Here is a 14,960-nt window from a genome sequence, read left to right as displayed (position 1 = left end):
TGGCCCACCGGTTGATCGGAGGCGCACGGCGCGCTCCCGGTCACGCTTGCGAGTCTTGATGGCGGGCTGCGGCGCAGTTTTGAGAGGAATCGGCAGCTCATAGTTCGCAGTTTCGTCCGGCCCGGGGAGCCAATATTTTTCAAAGGCGTAGAGGCTCCGGCGTTTTCATTGTTTTGGCTGACACCACGGTTTTGACAACGCCAAGACCATGGTCACTGCGTCTGGGATTCCCTATCGTGGAAGAATGTAATTGCTGAGCGACGATTCCGCTCGCCACTCCACGAACTGTGTCAGTCGTCACCACTGCTGACGGCCGGCTATGTAATGGGTAAGCGCCGCCGACCGCATTCCCTTCCCTCCTCGTTGACGAAAAGTGTTCGTTCGAATGATGCTTTTCCGTTGCCCTAAGCGCAAGGTTTTGACCAGCCAGCACAGGGCCTCCTCTTAAGCTCGCTGGTCGTCAAGGCCCAGCGGCCTCTAGCTGCCGTCCCCCCGCAACCAAGCCGCTGGGCCGCGTCGCCAACGGCGAAGCTTGCAGGCCGATGTATATTAGCAACATCTTGACTAGGCACCGTCCGCTCCAGACTCAAGCGTCTGGCGCGGGGCACTGGTTGCGATCACGGCCACGATACGTAGGCGGGGTCACTGAGGACCGGGCAAGCGTCTCGATTCCGAGCTACGGCTTCCCGCATTCCATCGTGGACAGCACGTCCAAGATCAAGAGAGGTCAGCAGATCGAGCTTGCCGGCGAGATCACGCGCATAGAGGAGGAAGGCGGCACTCACAATCGACATGGGACCGCTGTCAAGCCTGACGCCGAGGGGTATTAACCGACGTTCCTTTTAAATTTGAAATGCCTTACCCGAGGCCCGCCCTGGAACGGTAGGTCAGGGCGCTGATCTTCCTCGTCCGGCTCAGCCTGCATCGCGGGCCTTCATGAAAAGCTCCAGCAAGTCGGCGCCAATGCCGAGGGTTGCCATGAGGCTGAACTTAGAGCGGCTAGGGAGTTTCGTCGTCTCTGGCCTTACCAATCGCCTCAAGTAATGAAGCTAGGGTTGGGGTCAGCTCTGTTTCGACTGGCCCAAACAGCTTCTGTACATGACGACGATTGTCTTCGGTTCCGATCAACTCCCGAACGGCGTCTGCAAGGGACTTTATGCCCAGCTTTGTCGCGCTTTGTCATGTCGGCCGAGGTTCCCCGCCTGTCGCGCAACTCGGAGATCAGGGAATGGTTGCATTAGGGATCAGGAATGTTTGGGAACCGGGCTCGGGTAACTGGCACATTCGGCCCTAATCAGACGAGCATAGCACCAACCCCTCTTCCTTGGCAGCCGCCAAGAATGCCTTGCGGCACTCCTCAGGCTCCATCTCGTCGGCAATCACAGCGACGCATACGTGCACCGCGAGGTTCCACAGAAGGCCATGGCTGGTCCACTTCAGGAGTTCCTCAGCGGCTGCTTCAGCGTTGCTAACCTTCCGCGTCGAACCGCTACCCTCGGTCCCGACAGGGACCGGCGGGGAGAACCAATGGAGCGCCATGCAGTCACTCTTTGTCGGCCCGATCAAGTTCCTGCAGCAAATGCGTTTGCTCAGCCGGCAGCTCCCGTTCTACAGGCAGATTTAGCAGGTTGCGAAGGTAATTGCGGATTACCTCTGAAGTGATCCACCGCCGCACAACTTCGGCAATAACCTTCCGTTTGGCTGCGTCAATTTCGACCACGTTCGGGCCTACATGCTTAATAGGACCGAACTCCACCGCGAGCGGATTTGTTCCTTAGAAGGGGCCGGGAATGTTTGGTACAAAAATCCGAGCCGGTGATCGGATAATTGGCTCGCGCGAAGACCCCCGTACCCCTCCGTTTCCCTTACGGCGCCGGCGGGCACAGCCTTACTATGTACCCTTGGCAGCGTCCTCGATCAGTTCGGCTATTAAGGTGCGGACCCGTAGGTCGGACTTATCCCCTATGTTTCCCACATCTTTGGTCACCATCCCCGGCGAGGATACGGCCACCGCCCCGCTCACCTTAACGTTGACCGTAAAGGTTCTTCTAGGCGCCTTCTCCAATTCTCGCTTCCTGTAGATCTGGAAACGAATCGACGGGGCTAAAGCTTTGACCTGCCGGCGTGGCGCGGTGTCTATGTCGACAGCCACCTCGCCTGCCACGTCAGCCTTGGCCGCCTCCAGCGATGCAATCACGACGTCGTTTAGCCAAGCCTTTGCTTGCTCGCTGAAGTCCGCCATGGGGGCATCTCGCTTCCCCATCTCCGCGCCGCCGACGGGCTGCTCCTGCTGACGGCGAGCTTCCTTCCCGCGCTCAAGGGCTTCTTTAAACTTTGCCATCCCTGTTGCTCCGATTTGTCATCAGGCCACCCCCGTCAGATCGGCTATGGCGCCCTCCCATTCACTAGAACGCGCGTAGTCGGGGTACGTTGCGTTGGGAGCCTTTGGGTTCGCCGCTATTCAGCGTTTGTGTCAGCCCTGCCATATCTGCGCACGGGTCAGCCTGGTCTCGCCCTCGGGATTCACCGGAACGGTAACGGTCGAGTAAATCATGATGTGTCTCCTGGACAGAAGGTCGATGATGGGGCTCAGCCGGCAATTGCGGCCGCATAGTCGCGATAGGAGCGCAACGGCCGGCCCAGCAGCGCGGTCAGCCGATCGACATCGCCGGCATCGGGGACCATGCCGTCCGTGAGGAAGCGCTCCGCCATCAGGCGCATGTCGAGCGCCATCCAGCTCGGCATGAACTGCCGCAGGTTCTGCTCGAAGCCGGCGGTGTCGTCGCCCGGATACGTGATCTGGCGTCCGAGGACGTCCGTCCAGATGGCCGCGACATCCGCGCCGGTCAGCGTGTCGGGGCCGACCAGGTTGATGCGGTCGAACGGGAGCGGCGCGGCGGCCTGCTCGCGGCGGATGAGTTCGATCGCGGCGATCTCGCCGATGTCCCGCGCGTCGATCATGGCGACGCCCTTGGCTCCTATCGGCATAGGATAGATGCCGTAGCCGGTCACCACGTCCTTGATTGTGATGTCGTTGTTCATGAAGTAGGCGGGCCGCAGGATGGTGGCGTTGAGCCCCATCTGCTCGATCATCCGCTCGACGCCGAACTTGCCCGCAAAATGCGGCACGTTGACGTAGAGGTCGCTGTGGATCACCGACAGGTAGACGATCCGCTCGATGCCGGCCTCGCGGGCAACGGCCAGCGCTACCAGCGCCTGGGTGTATTCGTCGGCCACCACCGCGTTCAGCAGGAAAAGGGTGGAGACGCCGGAGAAGGCCTTGCGTAGGGAATCGACATCGAGCAGGTCGCCCTGCACGACATCTACGCCAGCGGCGAAATTGGCCTTGGAGGGATCGCGAACCAAAGCGCGCACATGGGCGCCACGCTTCACGAGCTGTTCGACTACGTTGCGGCCGACATTGCCGGTCGCGCCGGTAACGAGAATGGTCATGGGGTTACTCCTGAGTTGAGCCGGATGGCTGCTCAGAAATTAGTGATCCACATTTGTGTCGGTAGGCGTTATATTTGGACACGCCGTCTCATTGGTGGAACATATGGATCTACTTGCCCTTGCCGATTTCAATCTGGTCGCCCGCCACGGGGGCTTCGGTAAGGCCGCCCGCGCTGCCGGGCGCCCGAAGGCAACCTTGTCCCGACGCGTGGCGGAGCTGGAGGCCAGTCTGGATCTACGGCTGTTCGAGCGTGGCGCCCGCGCGTTGAAGCTGACGGAAGAAGGACGTGCGCTTTTCGAGCGCACGGGCCGGTTGCTTTCCGAGCTCGAAGAGACAGCGGCCGCGATCGCCTCAGGCGGCGAAAGGCCGCGAGGCAGGTTGCGGATCAGCGCCCCAGTGCTGTTCTCACAGACCGCGATGGGGAAGATCGCTGCCGGCTTCGCCCTGAAATACCCGGAGGTAAGGCTCGAGGTCACGACCGAAGACCGCGCCGTCGACATGATCGAAGAGGGATTTGACCTGGTGATCCGGGTCAATCCGGATCCGGATGAGAGCCTCGTTGGGCGAGCCTTTCTGCGTGATCGACTGGTGGTCGTGGCAAGTCCTCACCTCGCCCGGCCGGCGGACGGTCTGGCGACCCCGGCCGTCATGCGTTCGACAGCCGATCGAGGGGCTTGGGACGTGAAGACGCCCACTGGCCGGTCAACAATCGCGATCGAGCCGGTCCTTGCGCTGTCGTCACTCATCATGGTCCGGGATGCGGTACGAGCGGGCGTCGGCGCGGCGCGCCTACCTGTGTCGCTGGTGAGCCATGATCTGGCGGACGGAACACTGGTACATTGGGGGGATCTCGATCGACCCGACATCGCCCTGTGGACGCTCTATCCCTCTCGGCGGCTGCTGAGCGCCCGCGTCTCCGCATTCCTCGACCATCTGAAACAGGCCTTTCCCATGGGGACGCCTGACGAGCTGGCCGCCTATATCGGCAAATGACGCGCAGGGAGCTGGTTAACCCAGCTGAGGCCTTATGCGAGGCACAAGGAAAGCAGTTGCCGTGCTTTCTAGGTGGGTGCGTTATCCGAAATATCTTCCGCGAACGCGACATTTTTTAACGGCAACCGGCTCCGCGAACTGTGCCATCGTCACCACTGCTGACGGCCGGCTATGTGTAGGTATTGAGAGCGCCACCGACCGCATTCCCTTCCCTCCTCGTGGACGAAAAGTGTTCGTTCGAATGATGCTTGCGATATTGATAAGGTCAGGCTGGTCGAGAAGTACAGGCCGCCGAAGCGCAAGAAGCCGCTGCGTTGACATGCTGAATTAGCGGACAACAAACAGGTGAATTCAGAGATTCCCGGTGTTGATCTAGACTCCAGGAATGGAAAAGACGTTTGACGATCTTGCCAGCGCGATAAGGCCCCCGCGCAGACGTTTGGGGAGCCATCCGCGTCTTGGCCATCGATCTGGCCGGGAAGCTTCTAATGGGGCCTGCCATCGGCGTTGGCACTGGAATGGCGCTGGCCGGTTAGATCGCTAACCCGCAAGATTCCACCCGGGCGCGGATTGCGCCCACGATCGCCAACTTGGCTTTATTCAGCCTTGAGGTTAATCACCCGCATCACGGCGACCACTGTCCCGTTGTTCGTAGCAGCCTCCTTCGTGCTACCCTTGCCGCAGCTCCATACATCGCCTTCCTTGGCTGTGAACTGCATATCCCCGGCCGTGACCTGCAGCTCGCCTTCAGTGACCGTGCAGACCATGTCGTCGGCCATGACATCCCCCAGCGGGCTAGATCCCTTTGGCTGATACACGACGTCTTCCATCGCGATTTTCTTGTACCCCTTGATATGGGAGTCTCGTGTTCCCAGTTCGACGAGCCGAACGCCGGGAAAAATCTCTTTGCCATCAGTCGGACCGTAGGTCTTGGCCGCTGCCGGAGTCGGCAATGCAACCAATAGCGGGGTCGACAACGAGGTGGCACCAAGGGCGAGAGCATTACGTCGATTCATCTTCATAACATTATCCTCCCTGAGTTAGTCCGCCCACAACTGGGCGAACCGGATATTTTACGCGCCCGTGCAGCCAAATAGTCAAAACACAATTGAGCAGGCCCATGCTCCGCCCAGGAAGCTGGTTAACCCAGCTGAGGCCCGCAGCGGGCCAATGTAGCGAAAGCGCACTGTCACCGTAATTCTGCGTTCGAAGGGAAACCATCGCTCGATTTCACTCAAATGAAGGAAGACGCTTTACCTGAAAGAGGCTGATAACGCGCCAGAGCCAATCGGCTCGGTGATAATGCGCTTCGGCCAAGATGCCGACCTGAGCTTCGGCCCCAGCGTCGGTAGATCGACCGCGGCTTAGGCCGGCGCTTGGGGGAGGAAATTCGATGAGATTGGCTATCGTGTGCGCGGCAATTGTGATTGCCGGATCCACCGCCGCCGTTGCGCACGAGAAAAAGGTGGTAGCCAGAAAAGGGACAACGCAACTCTGTGCCGATTTGTCAGGCACGATCAAGAAAAAGAAGAAGACAGAGGTGGATTACCGTTCAACCGGAACTGTCTCCGGCGCAATCCCCAAAAACAAGTCTGAGCCGCGCCTAGGCTACGAAACGGTTAACCCTGGCATCATATCAATCTTTTAGCTCGTTGATTGCGTGTTTCACTAACTTGAATGCAGCACAGGTGGCCAGCAGGATACACAGGCGGCCACGAATTACGGTGACGGTGCACTTTTTGCGGCGCGGCATTCTCAGCCCATCCCGTGCGGGGTCCCAAACGTTTTTCGCCTTCCGTGACCGGCAGTGCCTTTCCCCCGAAATCGACCGCCCTATTTCGCCTCGACAGGTGGGCGGCTGATTGCTGGACGAGTCCCTGCGACTAGGACGGCATGTGCTTCGAGGTACCCCCAATGGACTTCCACGATCGGCACCTACTGCGATTGCGGGTGAACGGCGAGGACCACAGCCTTTCCGATCTCGATCCCCGCGTCACGCTGCTCGACCTGTTGCGCGAGCGGCTTCATCTGACCGGAACGAAAAAGGGATGCAATTTCGGCGAGTGCGGCGCCTGCACCGTGCATCTCGACGGACGGCGTGTGAATGCCTGCATGATACTGGCCGTGTCCGCCCAGGGACGCGAGGTCACGACGATCGAGGGCCTGGCGGACGGCGATGCGCTTCATCCCGTGCAGCAGGCGTTCATCGATCATGATGGTTTCCAGTGCGGATTCTGCACGCCCGGGCAGGTGATGTCGGCGGCGGCGCTGATCGAGGAGGGACATACCGGCTCCGACGCGGAGATCCGCGAATGGATGAGCGGCAATCTGTGCCGCTGCTCGGCCTATCCGCAAATCGTCGAGGCGGTGCGTGCAGCGGCCGGGAGGGCGAGCCAATGACCCCATTCGTCTATGCGCGTGCCGATAGCCTGGGCGAAACGATCGCGGCAGGTGCGGCGCCGGACAGCGCCTTTCTCGCCGGCGGCACCGAATTGCTCAACTGGCTGCGCCTTGGCATTGCCGAGCCGACGCGGATCATCGATATCTCCCGCCTCGACGGGCTGGATCAGGTCGAGGCACTGCCCGGCGGCGGCTTGAAGATCGGCGCGCTGACGCATCTCAACGATGTCGCACAGCATGCGCTGGTCATGCGCGATTATCCGGTGTTGAGCCAGGCGATCCTCAACGCGGCGTCGCCGCAACTGAGAAACCTCGCAACGATCGGCGGCAATCTGCTGCAGAAGACGCGCTGTGCCTATTTCCGTGCCGAAGAGCAGTTGCCGTGCAACAAACGTCAGCTCGGCTCCGGTTGCTCCGCATTGCATGGCATCAACGACAATCACGCGATATTCGGCTGGACCGAGGATTGCGTCGCCACCCAGCCATCCGACCCGGCGGTGGCGCTGGCAGCACTTGATGCGGTCATCGTCACCGCGCACCGCAGCGGCGGCCGGCGCATTCCGGCAGCCGAATTCCACCTGCTTCCCGACACGCGGCCCGAGGCAGACAATGTGTTGCAGCAAGGCGAACTGATCACGGCAATCGAGCTGCCGGCACCGGCGCCGCGATCGGCCTACCTCAAGGTGCGCGAGCGCGAATCCTACGAATATGCCATCGTCTCCGCCGCCGCGGTGCTGGAGATGGACGGCCGGACCATTCGTCGGGCTGCCGTGGCGCTGGGGTCCGTCGCGCTGCGGCCGTGGCGGCTGAGCGCCGCCGAGGACCAGCTCGCCGGTGCCGAAATCGGCGATCGCGAGGCATTGAGCACCGCTATCGAGCAATCCTTCGCCGAAGCGCGTCCCTTGTCGCAGAACGCCTACAAGATCGAACTGGCCAAGACCGCCGCTTTGCGGGCGATCGAAAGAGCAGCGAGGATGCCGTCATGATGATCACCCAGCCTGTTGCCCGCCCTGACGGCGGCGTCAAGGTTACCGGCCGCGCCCGCTATGCGGCCGACTACTTTGCCCCCGACCTGCTCTATGCAGTGCTGGTGACCGCGCCCGTTCCCGCCGGCCGCGTGACGTCGATCATGGTCGACGACGCGCTCGCCGAGGAAGGCGTCGTGCGCGTGCTCACGCATGAGGACATGCCCAAATTCGGCCGGTTCGCATCGCCAAGGGCCGAGCCGGATACGCAGACGCAGCACGCCGAAGGTCCGCCGGCGGCGCAGAGCTTCATGCCCATGCAGAGCGACGAGATACGTCACGAGGGCCAGCCGCTTGCAATTGTGCTGGGCGAGACACTGGAGGCGGCGGAAGCCGGCGCCCGCCGCGTCTCGTTGCGCTACGAGTTCGCCGAGCCGGAATTGCCGGCACCACCCGAATGGACCGCAATCGACAAGGCTGCGGTCGTGCCGAGGGAGAGCGGCTTTCTGTTCCTGGAGCCGACGTTTACGAAGGGCGAGGTCGACCGCGGGCTTAGCAACGCAGCCGCCATGGTCGAAGCCGTCTACCTGCAGCCGTCGCGCCATCACAACGCCATGGAGCCCTCGGCGACGCTCGCCGAGTGGAACGACGGAGAGCTGACGCTGCACGACGCCACGCAGCACGTCTACGGTGTCCGCCAGGTGGTTGCGGCCCGCATGAATGTCCCGGCCGAGAAGGTCCGCGTGATTTCCCGCCATACCGGCGGCGGCTTCGGCGGCAAGGGCTGGATCTGGCCGCATCAGGTGCTGGCCGCCGCCGCGGCGCGCATCATGCAGCGCCCGGTCAGGCTGGCGCTCAGCCGCGCCAATGCCTATTCCTGTCTCGGCTATCAGCCGCGCATGGCACAGAAGATCGTGCTGGCGGCGGACAAGTCGGGCAAGCTGACCGCCGTGCAACAGGACGTGGTCAACCTGACCACCGTCACCGACGATTTCGTCGAGTTCGCCACCGAAGCCTCGAAGGGTCTCTACGCCACGCCGGCCATGCGTCTCAGCCAGCGCGTCGAGCGCGCGAACGTCGCCATGCCGACGGCGCTGCGCGCGCCGGTCGAGGGTCCCGGCACCTGGGCCCTCGAAAGCGCGATGGACGAGCTCGCCCACCGCCTCGGCATCGATCCGCTCGACCTGCGTCTGATCAACCATGCGGACACGGATCCGGCCACCGGCCAGCCCTGGTCGTCGAAGAAGCTGCGCGAGGCCTATGAGGAAGGCGCCCGCCTGTTCGGCTGGCGCGAGCGCCCGCGCAAGCCGCAACGCGATGGCGATTGGCTGATCGGCTACGGCATGGCGACCTGCAGCATGGGCTGTTTCCGCAACCCGACGCCTGCAGCCGAGGTCAGGTTGCACAGGGACGGCACGGTGCTCATCCGCACCGGCACCCAGGATATAGGGACCGGAACACTCACTATCTTTCCGCAGATCGCAGCCGACGTGCTGGGCCTGCCGATGGAGAGGATCGAGTTGGAAATGGGCGATACGCAGCTGCCGGAGGCGGGTCCGACCTATGGCTCATCGTCGACCATGGGGGTGGGCGCGGCGGTGCTCGCAGCCGCCGAAGATGCACGTTCGCAGCTTGCCCGTCTTGCCAATCTGCTACCCGACGAGGTCGAGATGCAAAACGGCCATATTCGCCGCAAAGGCGCTGCCCGCGGTCAGACGATCGCCGACGTGATGAGTCATACCGACATCGGCGAGATCATCGGCTCCGGCTCGTTCAATCCGGCGCAGCATGGCAAAGGCCTCGCCATGCGCACTTTCGGCGCGATTTTCATGGAGGTCGGCGTCGATCCGGGGCTCGGCCTGCTCAGGCTTCGTCGCGCCGTCGGCAGCTACAGCGCCGGCCGCATCGTCAATCCCCGCACCGCACGCAGCCAGATGACGGGCGGCATCATCTGGGGCTGGGGCATGGCGGCGATGGAGCAGAGCAGGCACGAACCGGTGCTCGGGCGGTTCCTGTCGAAGAACCTTTCAGGGGTTGCCATTCCGGTCAACGCCGACATTCCCGGCGACATCATTATCCACTTCGTCGACGAAGTGGACGAGCATGCCAGCCCGATTGGCGGCAAGGGCATCGGCGAGCTCGGCGCCACCGGCGTTGCCGCAGCGGTTGCCAATGCCGTCTTCGACGCTACAGGCAAGCGGATCCGGGAGCTGCCGATCACGCCGGAAAAACTGCTGTAGAAGGACTAGGCCCGCTATTGCCCTGCGATAGCGGGTCTCTGACGTAGTCGATTATCTCCTCTGCAAAGCTTGCCGAGACTTGGGAAATACCTGCGGCCCCCAGGCCGACGTCTTCATTTCAGCTCAGATACTTTGCCGGCAAGCGTCTGCTCGACGAGGTTGACGTAGTAGCGCATCACCGTCGGCACGATCTCGTCGTTGAAGACGTAGCGGTCGCCGTGCAGGCCTTCGCCCGGGCCGACCTCGCCGGCGCCGATCCACGCGTAGCAGCCACCGGCGTCGCGGATCATGAATGCGAAATCCTCACAGCCGAGACTGGGGCTGAACTCTGTCAAGACATTCTCCCGGCCGACGACGGAGGCGGCAGCCTCGACGGCGTGGGTCGTCGCGTCCACGGTGTTGATCAGCGGCGGGTAGCCCTTCCTGTAGTCGACGCGTGCCTTGAGCGAATGCGCGGCGGCAATGCCTTGTGCGATCTCGCCGATCAGCCTCTCGCAATGGTCGGAAAGACCGGGCTCGAAGAAGCGGCAGGTGCCTTGCAGCCAGACCTTGCCCGGCACGATGTTGCCGACATTGCCGCCATGGATCTGCGTGATGCTGACGACAAGCGCGCTCTGCGGGTCGACCGTGCGGCTGACGATGCGCTGGACGGCTTGCACGAAGGCGCCCGCTGCCAGGATCGGGTCATCGCCGAGCTGCGGCATCGCGGCATGCGCGCCAAGACCCTCGAAAGTCAGCTCGAAATTGTCGACGGCCGCCATCTGCGCACCAGCACGGGCCGCGATCGTCCCCAGCCTGACGCCCGGCCAGTTGTGGACCGCATAGACCGCCTCGACCGGAAAGCGCCTGAACAGGCCGTCCTCGATCATGCGCATGCTGCCGCCTTCGTTTTCCTCGGCCGGCTGGAAGATGAAAGTGACGGTGCCGTCGAAGGTGCGCGACTCGCTGAGCAATTTGGCAGCGCCGAGCAGCATGGCGGTGTGGCCGTCATGGCCGCAGGCATGCATCACGCCCTCTCTCCTCGAAGCATAGAGCAAGCCGGTTTTCTCCAGCACCGGAAGCGCGTCGAGCTCGGCGCGAAGGCCGATGGCGCGTGTGCCGCCACCGCTGCGCAGGACACCGACGACCCCGGTGCCGCCGATCCCTTCATGCACCTCGTCGAGGCCGAAGGAGCGCAGTTTCTCTGCAACGAAACGCGCCGTTTCGTATTCATTGAATCCGAGCTCCGGATTGGCATGGATATGGTGCCGCCAGCCTATGACCTCTGGTGTCAGCGCGGCGATGGGGTCATTGTGCAACATGATGCCTCCTTTCACCCCGGCAAAGGCGGCGCGGTTTGGTCCTGCCAGCCATAGAAGGCCCGACGAAAAGCGTCTTGAACCGGATTGACTATGGCAAAGACAAACCAAGCGGCGGAGACCGGGAAATACTGGCGCCATCCGTGCTTCCCCGACCTTGGCCTGTTCGAAGCGCGCTTCACCCGGCACCGCTACGACTTGCACACGCACCCGACCTATGTGATCGCCCTGATTACCTCCGGCTGCGAGCGTATTCGCATCGGCCGTCAAAGCGTTCTTGCTCCGGCAGGCGCCATTGCCGTCGTCAATCCAGAGGAGTGGCATGACGGCGAACGCGGGGCGGACGAAGGCTGGGCATACCGGACGTTTTATCCCTCGGTGCCGCTGATGACCGCACTTGCCCGCGAACTCGGCTGGCACGGCGCTCCGGTGTTTTCGCGCGCGACTATCGAAGACAACAATCTCGCCGCAGCGTTGACGGCAGCACACCAGGGCTCGACATCCCCAGACATAATGACGGCCGAGACGTCCCTGCTCGTGGCGCTGCGACGGCTGATCGTTCGGCATGGCGACTCGAGCGGACAGGCCGAGGAGGTCGAAAGCTCCGGATCGCAGCGGAGGTTTTCGCTCTATCGCGACCTTGTCGAAAGCGAGCTCGGCTCGCAGCTCGACCTCAAGCGGCTTGCCGGTGCGGGTGGCGTGACCCGGTTCCAGGTCATCCGCGACTTCAACAAGGCGATCGGCCTGACGCCGGTGGCCTATATCCGCGACCGGCGATTGCGCCGGGCGAGCGCGCTGATCGAACAGGGATTTGGCCTCGCCGACGCCGCTATCGCGGCAGGTTTCGCCGACCAGAGCCATCTCTCCCGTACGTTCCGGGCCATGCATGGCATGACGCCGGGCATGTTTAGAAGAGCTGGATAAGGCGCTCCTCAACAGACAAGCTTGCGCGCCAATGCGTGCTGCGCAATGCTGACGCAGCTCGGGGGGAATCATGCGAATAATCTTGGCGCCGACGCTGCTGCTCGCGGCTGCACTGTTTGCAAACAACGCCCAGGCGCTGGACGCCAGCGGGACGCCGGTTGTCGTGACCCCGCTTGCCTCTCGCACCGAGACGGCGTCCGGCCAGCCGATCACGCTGCCGCAGAAGGACGTGCAGGTCCTGGTCTCGGCCTATCAGATCGCGCCGGGCGCCACCTTGCCGGTCCACAAGCATCCGTTTCCGCGTTACGCCTATGTCGAGGCCGGCACGCTTCAGGTCACCAATGTCGAGACCGGCAAGAGCAACACCTATCAAACGGGTGATTTCATCATCGAGATGATCGGGCAATGGCATCAGGCGACCAATGTCGGCGCCGAACCGGTCAAGCTGCTGGTTATCGACCAGGTCGAAGAAGGCACCAAGAACACGGTGTTGCGCCAGTAGCTGCCACGTCTGAAAACAGCGTCCGTGGCGAATCCAGCACAGCGCGTAACAGACGTCAGAACGTGAACCCCTCCGGCAAATTGTGATTCCAATAGCCCTCCTCGACAAGTTCACTTATGCGCCAGCCCTCGGACGTGCGTACGACGCGGTCGCGATACCAGAGCCCTTGGAAGAAGACCTGCCTTTTGCCTTCGCCGAGGTCGACCACCATCGGGCATGAACAATGCACGCGCGCGCTGGCCTCATCCCCTCGGAGATCAAGAAGGATTGTCGAAATGGCGTGCTGCGAGATCAATATCTTCGATAGGGCGCCTTTCATATAAGCAACATGCTCACCCACACCGCTCCTGATTCCACCTGTTACAGTGTCGTCAAGCGCGGCGTCGGGCGTGAATATTTTCCGATAGGCTTCCCAGTCGCGATCGTCCACCGCGTAGCAATAGCGGGCAAGCAGCTGTTCGATCTCAAGGCGATCCGAAACCTCCTGCAGTGAAAGGGTCATGTCCTGTCTCCGCGGTTGGCGGCACTAATGCCGCATGCGCCAAGCCTGCCCCGACATTCGATCAATATTCACGTTGCCGTTGCTCCGAGCAACCTCGCCGCGCGACCGGGCATGCGCAAATCCGAACACTCATTTGGCCTCCGCCTTCACCCGGTCGGCAGCGGCGGCCAGCACGGCGCGATCTCCCTCTTCGTACAAGCGGCGGATGGAGATTGCCTTGACGCGCCAACCTTCCGACGTCCGCACCAGCCGATGTAGATAGCTGCCGCCGACCGTCCAGAACCGGGAACCGATCCAGTGGGTCGCGCGGACATGGCTGCGTGCAACCGCATGCTTATCCGCGCCTTCGACAATGACGTTGGTGATGAGGTGCTGGGTGGCGTCGAAGCCCGGCAGCAGCGCTTGCCATTGGGCGATCAGGGAGTCGCGGCCGCTGGTCGTGACCTCGCCGCCGAAGAGGCTGGTATAGTCGGTCGTGACACGGGCCGCGAGATAGGATCTGACCCGGTTCCACTCACGCAGATCGGCATAGAGGCCGATCCCGGCAACTGCCTCGGCGATTGCGATCTTGTCTTCGACCGTCAGCGTATCTCCCGATGCGCTCGAGGCGGGCGCCGAGACGGCGGAAATCATCGCAACGGAAACCGCCGAGGCCAGGACATGCCGGCGAGTGACGAGGCTCATTGTCCCGCCTCCCCTGCACCGCCCAGCGTCGCGCGGAAGTGCGCGGCGACGGCATCACTCGCCGCCTTCACCGGCGCGGCACGATCGTAGAAATCGAACTGGGTGACATTGTCTAGCCACAGCTCCTGCCTGGAACTGGTCAGCCGCGTGTAGAACTTGTGCGCGCCCTGCGGAATGGCAGCCGCCTCGCTATGCACCATCAGAAAAGGCTGGTGCAGGCGCGGAGCAGCCTGGATTGCATCGAACCTCAACCAGCCGCGCCAGAAGGCGGGATCGGCCTCGTTGCGCCAGGCCGGGAGCATGCCGCGATCGGGTTCGGTGTAGTAGGGCACCTTGAACATGACCGCGCGCTCGTCGGTCAAGCTAGCAGCGGGCAGGAATGCCTGTTTGCCGGTGCGGCGATATTCCGCCTCGGCCGCATCGCTCGCGGCCTCGAGCCTGGCGACACCGTCCCCGCCGCCATAGGTCTGCTCGACCACTTCGGCATCCTGCAACCAGGGCGCAACGAGGGCGACCGACTTGATCGCGGCGTTTTCGGCCGCAGCGGTGACCATGTAGCCGGAGCTGGCGCAAATGCCGAGCCCGCCGATGCGGTCCTGATCGGTCTCGGGCCGGGTCGCGAGATAGGCGACCGCCGCTTCGATGTCGGCGATCTTGGCGTTAGGATCCTCGTACTGGCGGCGCTCGCCGCCGCTTTCGCCCCAGCCGCGAAAATCGAAGGTCAAGGCGATGAAACCGCGGTCGGCCATCTCGCGGGCATAGCGGGCCGGCATCTGTTCCTTTACCGTCATCCAGGCGCCGGTCACGACCAGCGCGGGCCGAGGTTGCGCCGCGTCGAGATCGTCGGGCAGAAAAAGTTCGCCGACGAGTTGCTCACCATGCGAGGAGAATGTGACGCGCTCGACGCGCGGTGCGGCGACGGCATTGGAGGCGGCGAGTGCCACGGCGGTTGCTGCAGCAAGTGTCAGGGTTTTAAGCATCGCAAGTCTCCTTTGGCT

16 protein-coding genes and 1 pseudogene are annotated in these 14,960 nt (G+C 62.7%); 7 read left to right on the top strand and 10 right to left on the bottom strand.

Annotated features, from left to right (window positions below; genetic code table 11):
• Window positions 1-1,290: 1,290 nt before the first annotated feature.
• From NKH01_RS01570 to NKH01_RS01550, 5 genes and pseudogenes are all read right to left on the bottom strand, one after another.
• A complete protein-coding gene (locus NKH01_RS01570; RefSeq protein ID WP_353018625.1) occupies window positions 1,291-1,539 on the bottom strand; it encodes a DUF982 domain-containing protein in 249 nt (82 codons plus the stop codon).
• Window positions 1,540-1,543: 4 nt separating this feature from the next.
• Window positions 1,544-1,720: a hypothetical protein gene (locus NKH01_RS01565; protein WP_353018624.1), complete on the bottom strand. Its 177-nt coding sequence runs from the start codon at window positions 1,718-1,720 to the stop codon at window positions 1,544-1,546.
• Window positions 1,721-1,891: 171 nt separating this feature from the next.
• Window positions 1,892-2,341 (bottom strand): hypothetical protein, encoded by a 450-nt coding sequence (locus NKH01_RS01560; RefSeq protein WP_353018621.1) that lies wholly within the window; start codon window positions 2,339-2,341, stop codon window positions 1,892-1,894.
• A 135-nt stretch (window positions 2,342-2,476) separates the two neighbouring features.
• Window positions 2,477-2,554, bottom strand: a pseudogene (locus tag NKH01_RS01555) (DUF1857 domain-containing protein); the annotation flags it as partial.
• 35 nt (window positions 2,555-2,589) lie between these two features.
• Window positions 2,590-3,453, bottom strand: coding sequence for an SDR family oxidoreductase (locus NKH01_RS01550; protein ID WP_352495398.1), 864 nt, complete (start codon window positions 3,451-3,453; stop codon window positions 2,590-2,592).
• A gap of 103 nt (window positions 3,454-3,556) precedes the next feature.
• Between NKH01_RS01550 and NKH01_RS01545 the strand changes: the two genes are divergently transcribed.
• Window positions 3,557-4,447, top strand: coding sequence for a LysR family transcriptional regulator (locus NKH01_RS01545; protein ID WP_023720038.1), 891 nt, complete (start codon window positions 3,557-3,559; stop codon window positions 4,445-4,447).
• A 596-nt stretch (window positions 4,448-5,043) separates the two neighbouring features.
• Here the strand turns inward: NKH01_RS01545 and NKH01_RS01540 are convergent.
• Window positions 5,044-5,469: a hypothetical protein gene (locus NKH01_RS01540; RefSeq protein WP_023720037.1), complete on the bottom strand. Its 426-nt coding sequence runs from the start codon at window positions 5,467-5,469 to the stop codon at window positions 5,044-5,046.
• 371 nt (window positions 5,470-5,840) lie between these two features.
• Between NKH01_RS01540 and NKH01_RS01535 the strand changes: the two genes are divergently transcribed.
• The 4 genes from NKH01_RS01535 to NKH01_RS01520 all read left to right on the top strand — a co-directional run bounded on the left by NKH01_RS01535 (window position 5,841) and on the right by NKH01_RS01520 (window position 10,052).
• Window positions 5,841-6,095: a hypothetical protein gene (locus tag NKH01_RS01535; RefSeq protein ID WP_353018619.1), complete on the top strand. Its 255-nt coding sequence runs from the start codon at window positions 5,841-5,843 to the stop codon at window positions 6,093-6,095.
• 266 nt (window positions 6,096-6,361) lie between these two features.
• Window positions 6,362-6,847: a (2Fe-2S)-binding protein gene (locus tag NKH01_RS01530; protein ID WP_353018618.1), complete on the top strand. Its 486-nt coding sequence runs from the start codon at window positions 6,362-6,364 to the stop codon at window positions 6,845-6,847.
• Window positions 6,844-7,833, top strand: coding sequence for an FAD binding domain-containing protein (locus NKH01_RS01525; RefSeq protein WP_353018617.1), 990 nt, complete (start codon window positions 6,844-6,846; stop codon window positions 7,831-7,833). Before NKH01_RS01530 ends, NKH01_RS01525 begins: the two co-directional genes overlap by 4 nt.
• On the top strand, window positions 7,830-10,052 hold the full coding sequence (locus tag NKH01_RS01520; protein ID WP_353018616.1) for a xanthine dehydrogenase family protein molybdopterin-binding subunit: 2,223 nt from the start codon (window positions 7,830-7,832) through the stop codon (window positions 10,050-10,052). Before NKH01_RS01525 ends, NKH01_RS01520 begins: the two co-directional genes overlap by 4 nt.
• Before the next feature lie 113 nt (window positions 10,053-10,165).
• Here the strand turns inward: NKH01_RS01520 and NKH01_RS01515 are convergent, their stop codons facing one another.
• Window positions 10,166-11,353, bottom strand: a complete 1,188-nt coding sequence (locus NKH01_RS01515; protein WP_353018614.1) for an amidohydrolase — start codon at window positions 11,351-11,353, stop codon at window positions 10,166-10,168.
• A gap of 90 nt (window positions 11,354-11,443) precedes the next feature.
• Between NKH01_RS01515 and NKH01_RS01510 the strand changes: the two genes are divergently transcribed.
• Both NKH01_RS01510 and NKH01_RS01505 read left to right on the top strand, forming a co-directional pair.
• Window positions 11,444-12,274, top strand: a complete 831-nt coding sequence (locus NKH01_RS01510) for an AraC family transcriptional regulator (RefSeq protein WP_353018613.1) — start codon at window positions 11,444-11,446, stop codon at window positions 12,272-12,274.
• A 70-nt stretch (window positions 12,275-12,344) separates the two neighbouring features.
• Window positions 12,345-12,776, top strand: a complete 432-nt coding sequence (locus NKH01_RS01505; RefSeq protein WP_353018611.1) for a cupin domain-containing protein — start codon at window positions 12,345-12,347, stop codon at window positions 12,774-12,776.
• A gap of 55 nt (window positions 12,777-12,831) precedes the next feature.
• Here the strand turns inward: NKH01_RS01505 and NKH01_RS01500 are convergent, their stop codons facing one another.
• The 3 genes from NKH01_RS01500 to NKH01_RS01490 form a co-directional block, all read right to left on the bottom strand.
• Window positions 12,832-13,278, bottom strand: a complete 447-nt coding sequence (locus tag NKH01_RS01500) for a nuclear transport factor 2 family protein (protein ID WP_352857572.1) — start codon at window positions 13,276-13,278, stop codon at window positions 12,832-12,834.
• A gap of 129 nt (window positions 13,279-13,407) precedes the next feature.
• Window positions 13,408-13,962, bottom strand: a complete 555-nt coding sequence (locus tag NKH01_RS01495) for a nuclear transport factor 2 family protein (protein ID WP_352857574.1) — start codon at window positions 13,960-13,962, stop codon at window positions 13,408-13,410.
• Complete coding sequence (locus tag NKH01_RS01490) at window positions 13,959-14,942, bottom strand: alpha/beta hydrolase (RefSeq protein WP_353018609.1); 984 nt, start codon at window positions 14,940-14,942, stop codon at window positions 13,959-13,961. The genes NKH01_RS01495 and NKH01_RS01490 overlap by 4 nt, the downstream gene beginning before the upstream one ends.
• Between the last annotated feature and the right edge of the window lie 18 nt (window positions 14,943-14,960).

The sequence above is a fragment of the Mesorhizobium sp. M1403 genome (assembly GCF_040317695.1).
Taxonomy (GTDB): domain Bacteria; phylum Pseudomonadota; class Alphaproteobacteria; order Rhizobiales; family Rhizobiaceae; genus Mesorhizobium.
Note: the sequence above shows the minus strand (reverse complement) of the source record. Positions and strands in the feature narration are given on the sequence as shown.

Bases quoted from the DNA above. Each gene is read 5' to 3' on its own strand.
- NKH01_RS01570 (WP_353018625.1), bottom strand. From the start codon at position 1,539: ATGGCGCTCCATTGGTTCTCCCCGCCGGTCCCTGTCGGGACCGAGGGT.
- NKH01_RS01560 (WP_353018621.1), bottom strand. From the start codon at position 2,341: ATGGCAAAGTTTAAAGAAGCCCTTGAGCGCGGGAAGGAAGCTCGCCGT.
- NKH01_RS01550 (WP_352495398.1), bottom strand. From the start codon at position 3,453: ATGACCATTCTCGTTACCGGCGCGACCGGCAATGTCGGCCGCAACGTA.
- NKH01_RS01545 (WP_023720038.1), top strand. From the start codon at position 3,557: ATGGATCTACTTGCCCTTGCCGATTTCAATCTGGTCGCCCGCCACGGG.
- NKH01_RS01540 (WP_023720037.1), bottom strand. From the start codon at position 5,469: ATGAAGATGAATCGACGTAATGCTCTCGCCCTTGGTGCCACCTCGTTG.
- NKH01_RS01535 (WP_353018619.1), top strand. From the start codon at position 5,841: ATGAGATTGGCTATCGTGTGCGCGGCAATTGTGATTGCCGGATCCACC.
- NKH01_RS01530 (WP_353018618.1), top strand. From the start codon at position 6,362: ATGGACTTCCACGATCGGCACCTACTGCGATTGCGGGTGAACGGCGAG.
- NKH01_RS01525 (WP_353018617.1), top strand. From the start codon at position 6,844: ATGACCCCATTCGTCTATGCGCGTGCCGATAGCCTGGGCGAAACGATC.
- NKH01_RS01520 (WP_353018616.1), top strand. From the start codon at position 7,830: ATGATGATCACCCAGCCTGTTGCCCGCCCTGACGGCGGCGTCAAGGTT.
- NKH01_RS01515 (WP_353018614.1), bottom strand. From the start codon at position 11,353: ATGTTGCACAATGACCCCATCGCCGCGCTGACACCAGAGGTCATAGGC.
- NKH01_RS01510 (WP_353018613.1), top strand. From the start codon at position 11,444: ATGGCAAAGACAAACCAAGCGGCGGAGACCGGGAAATACTGGCGCCAT.
- NKH01_RS01505 (WP_353018611.1), top strand. From the start codon at position 12,345: ATGCGAATAATCTTGGCGCCGACGCTGCTGCTCGCGGCTGCACTGTTT.
- NKH01_RS01500 (WP_352857572.1), bottom strand. From the start codon at position 13,278: ATGACCCTTTCACTGCAGGAGGTTTCGGATCGCCTTGAGATCGAACAG.
- NKH01_RS01495 (WP_352857574.1), bottom strand. From the start codon at position 13,962: ATGAGCCTCGTCACTCGCCGGCATGTCCTGGCCTCGGCGGTTTCCGTT.
- NKH01_RS01490 (WP_353018609.1), bottom strand. From the start codon at position 14,942: ATGCTTAAAACCCTGACACTTGCTGCAGCAACCGCCGTGGCACTCGCC.